The following is a 4,489-nucleotide window of genomic DNA, read 5'->3' as shown; positions in this document are numbered from 1 at the left end:
CATAACTCATGGAATCCGAAGCATCTATTAAAAAAAATAAATGTAAATCCCTTGCACCCATTTTACCTTCACGTTCTACTGACATAATAGCCTCCTTATGGTTTTAATCTCATGTGATTAATAATTTCAATTATATATTTTTGATTTAAGCAATTTAATTTATGCCTAATGCTTCATTATAAACTTGCACTAATAATTCTTACGTTTGATAAATGTGTCTTTTACAAATAGGCATATTCGAAATAGGATTTTATGGTCCCTATTTTATGGTCCCTATCTTATGATCCCAACGACATTGCCGAAATTGATTTCTTGCCCTGACTGAATGGGTACGACACCGTTTTTGGAGATTTCTCTCAACTCATTATTTTTAGTCGTATAGGTCCAAATTTCACCTGATAAGTTTCTCAATCCCCAGACACTAGGATATTTTGGATGCACTTCTACTCTTGCGATCTTGACATCATAGGCCATCAAGGATGAGGCGTCTACTTGGTTTTTATAAATCACCGAATCATGATTAAGCATGATGATCTGATTTTCCACCTTCATGCGCAGTGGTAAGATCTTAATCGTCTTCCCACATTTAGGGCAAACGCCCTCTTGTCTAAGCATGGCCTTGTTATAGAAGATTTGATGTTCACAATGATAACAATATGTGATTTCACCCTTAAGTGCACTCAAGGCTTTTATCCATATGGATTCTCTGATGCGCTTGTGGGGATCGTGTAGGCCTTCTGTAAAGGCTTCCACAAAGAGCGCTTTGATACTATCTGGATAATAGGGCCAATAGGCATCTGCAATATCCTTATAGCCTTTTACCGGTCTGTTAGTCGCATCTATCGGGTCGTATATAAATATGGGATTCGTCCCATAGAGCATTTGATCCGATTCAGGGTCTGCAATTTCTATAGCGTATTCACGCTGTCCTTGAAGGGGATGTTGTTTGTTTAACATCCTAAAAATCACCACTGAAAGCGAATACAAATCCGTTTGTGAATTAGGTGCGCTCTCACCTCTAACGATTTCGGGTGCCATAAAACCACTTGTTCCCCAAATGTCCTCTGTGCTCTTTAGATTGTCAAATGTGACATTATCATTATCACAAATCAGTATTTCACCTGTATTAAAGTCAACAAAAAGATTTCCAAATGATATATCCCGATAACAAAGACCACTTAAATGTAGTTCGTTAAAACCATGCGCAATCCTAATACAGGCATCTATTAAAACTTCAAACCGATCAACATTGACCTCACCTGCAAAATACTGAGACATCTTTGTAAATTTTTTAGTGTCTATTAAAGGCATAATATAACCAAAATGGTTTTCAGATTCACCTTCACAAAGCGCCAGGGGCCAAATAAACTTTTCGCTTGGACTGCCTTTTTCAATCAAGAGTTGAATGGCATCATATTGTTCAGTTGTGGATGCTGACTGGTTATACCATTTAAGCGCATAATTACCCTCACTTGATTTGACTTTGTAAACATTGCCCTGTCCTCCAGTGCCAATCTCATCAATTATTTCAAACCGTTGAGTATTAGACGATACGACATCACCTTTTTTTAATATATCCGACATATATATACTCCCTTCCTATTTGTATGTTTATACACTTCATACCGACACCCTCACTAAATACTGACCTAATAAGAATAAAATGCCTGCTGCATAATAACTATAAATGGCTTTATGAGATATAAAGTCCTTAGCACCCTTAGGCAGTCTTATTGAATAGCCACACGTCAATAAAAAACTTAGAATCATAATGTTTAACATCACCATCTGAATGGTTTCATACAGGATGGGCATTTCTACTTTTAAAACAATGCCAACCAGTTGAATCATTAGAATGATAATGGGCAAGAAACTTGCAAAATTCATTTTGAATTTTCGATAACATATACTTGTGATGGCGCTAATCACAGCACTTGAAATGAAAATCATGGGCCACCATACGCTAACAGCTTCTTTTAAGGATAGAAGGGCATTTGGTGAATTGTTAAAGTACATGTTTAGATAGAGATCACCACCTGTAAGGCCTAAAATAAAAAACATCAGTTTAATAAGATTCCCCTTGTTTCTAAGCCACTTCCGTTTTGTAGCCTTGAGTGGTTGTGAGTGTGCTGAAGTTTGGGACTGCATTGAAGCCTTTGTTTTCATAGCTGTATTGGTCATGGGTAAAGCTTGAGTAGGCTGATCCTGCGACTCACTTCTGTGATTTTTTGAAAAATTGCCTCGTACAGCATTGGTGATGAGAGCACTCCCATCGCCTGATGTTTTTTTACTATTTTGAGCTATAGCAATGTCAGCACTTTTAGCTGCCAAGTAGAATGTTCTCATTAGTATTTCAGGTTCAAAACCATACTCACTGGCAATTTGAATGGAAAACCGTTCGATTTTTTTTGAATTGCTTTCAGCATCTTTATTGAGCTTTAACAAAGCCTCCATGTAGCCAAGTTTTCCAATCAGTTCTAGTCTTGTTTTTAAGCCGTTATTATAGGGTATATAATCGTGAAGGAGCCCAGCAAACTTCTTTGTTTTATAATCTTCAAGGTCGCATGAATCAAAAATACATTTTAACTGCTGGACCAATTCTTGCTCTGATAATGTTTTGGATTTAAAATTAAGCACTGTAATCACCTCTGTAATTTAATCTTACGCTTCTATTTAATTTGCAACTACCAGTAGGAGTTTAGTATTCACTTAATTTTTTCTTACGGTTTTTTAATCTTATTCTTACTTTTAATTACGACTTCTTCATTTCAGAAGTTCTGAAAATACGTTATAATATGTGAAGAGAGAATTGAGAGGGCCATATGAAATTCAATAAGCAAAAACCATATATTTTACTGGCAATGATCATGTTATTGCTTACACTGTACAATGTCATAACTTTTAAGACTGAAGCTGTTGAGGTTACAGAAAATCAGCTTTCTAATCAAATGCTCATGGATTTAAATGATTTTGAGCATTGGCTTATGGATTATACCAATGGTGTGGACCTCATAAAAAGTCAACTTAATCAACTGTCGCTTGCTGAATTAAAATATAGGTCAACTCAAAATAAATACCTAGCCTACGATTTTTCAAAAGAGTTCAAGCATGGCACTTTCATAGGCTTCACTGATGGTGCTTTTATTTCCAACACAGATTGGCTACCACCTGACCAGTACGATCCTAGAGAACGACCATGGTACACAAGTGCCATAAAAAAAAGCAAAACAACACTTTCAGATGTATATGTAGATTTAATATCTAATAATTTTAGCATCACCGTAAGTACACCCTTATATGTGCAAGGTCATCTCGTCGGCGTTCTTGGCACAGATTTAAATCTCGAAAATTTAAACACCAAGCTCTTGAATGAGAGAGCAAACGATACTATTGAACCTTTTATATTAAATGAAAACGGTTTAATTTTAGCAGATGCTTCAGACCCCTCTCACATCAATCAAATTGCCACTGGCACTTATAATATTTTTCTAGAAAGAGCTAAACTTAATAAGGGCACTCAAACTGAGATTATTGATGGTCATATCCTATATGTCTATTATTTCTCAGATCATCTCAATTTACTCATTGGTTCAAAGGTGGATTTAGACCTATATACAGGCAAGCTTTCCTTTTGGATCCATCCACAAACCATCGTCAACCTCTTGTTTTGGATTTTGTTTATGTGGGTGCTTTACTATATTCACAAATTAAACACACAACTCATTGTCACCTCTAAGTCTCTTGAACAAAAAAACAGCTCTCTCAATATTGCAAATATGCAATTAGAGGAAGCCAACAATCTCTTGGCCTTTAGAGCGGTTCATGATGGTCTTACAGGTCTTAACAACAGATTTGCCTTTGACGATTTGTTAAATGAGCTGATTTCAAAGGGTTTTCAGGAGCGTAAGCATATTGGCCTTATCCTATTTGATGTGGATGATTTCAAAGCCTACAACGATATCTATGGTCATGTATTAGGAGATGAAGCACTTGCCCTAATTGCCAAAGAAGTTCTACATTTTTGTCATGACGCATTGATGGTTGCAAGGTATGGTGGTGAGGAATTCGCCATTCTTTATTACGATCAAGATATTGATGAACTCGATACCATTGCCAATAACCTCCTTAAGCATATTCAAAGCCTTCGTATCCCTCATCGTCTTAGCGATCTGGGTTATCTTACAATAAGTGGCGGTGTCAACGCGATTTTACCTGGACTTACAACTTCAAGAGGTATGTTTATCCATCAAGCAGATACAGCCTTATATCAGGCTAAATCAAATGGTAAAAATCAGTTTGTAAAAGCGTATTCAAGGTTTTAGCGATTAATCAATTTACAATTTATAGACATAAAAAAGGCAAATCCAATAACATGGATTTGCCTTTTCTTATCTCTAACGCTTATCATAACAAGTTCTATTTAATAATTTCATAGTAGAGTTTGCCTTGATTTGATGCAATTGACACACCATAAAGTGTTGTTTTTGTT

3 protein-coding genes are annotated in these 4,489 nt (G+C 36.1%); 1 reads left to right on the top strand and 2 read right to left on the bottom strand.

Going from position 1 to position 4,489, the window contains the following annotated elements; genetic code table 11:
- Positions 1-273 precede the first annotated feature (273 nt).
- Positions 274-1,584, bottom strand: a complete 1,311-nt coding sequence (locus AC220I_RS18675) for a protein kinase domain-containing protein (protein ID WP_486725376.1) — start codon at positions 1,582-1,584, stop codon at positions 274-276.
- A gap of 36 nt (positions 1,585-1,620) precedes the next feature.
- Positions 1,621-2,637 (bottom strand): hypothetical protein, encoded by a 1,017-nt coding sequence (locus tag AC220I_RS18670; RefSeq protein ID WP_486725375.1) that lies wholly within the window; start codon positions 2,635-2,637, stop codon positions 1,621-1,623.
- A 185-nt stretch (positions 2,638-2,822) separates the two neighbouring features.
- Between AC220I_RS18670 and AC220I_RS18665 the strand changes: the two genes are divergently transcribed.
- The gene (locus AC220I_RS18665) at positions 2,823-4,322 is read left to right on the top strand and encodes a sensor domain-containing diguanylate cyclase (protein ID WP_486725374.1); all 1,500 of its coding nucleotides are present in this window, start codon (positions 2,823-2,825) and stop codon (positions 4,320-4,322) included.
- The last annotated feature ends 167 nt before the right edge of the window (positions 4,323-4,489 follow it).

Source organism: Fusibacter sp., assembly GCF_057447755.1.
The sequence above is the reverse complement of the archived record's forward strand: the minus strand, read 5'-3'. Positions and strand labels throughout refer to the sequence as shown.

Coding starts and splice junctions, on each gene's coding strand:
- AC220I_RS18675 (WP_486725376.1), bottom strand. CDS start 1,584: ATGTCGGATATATTAAAAAAAGGTGATGTCGTATCGTCTAATACTCAA.
- AC220I_RS18665 (WP_486725374.1), top strand. CDS start 2,823: ATGAAATTCAATAAGCAAAAACCATATATTTTACTGGCAATGATCATG.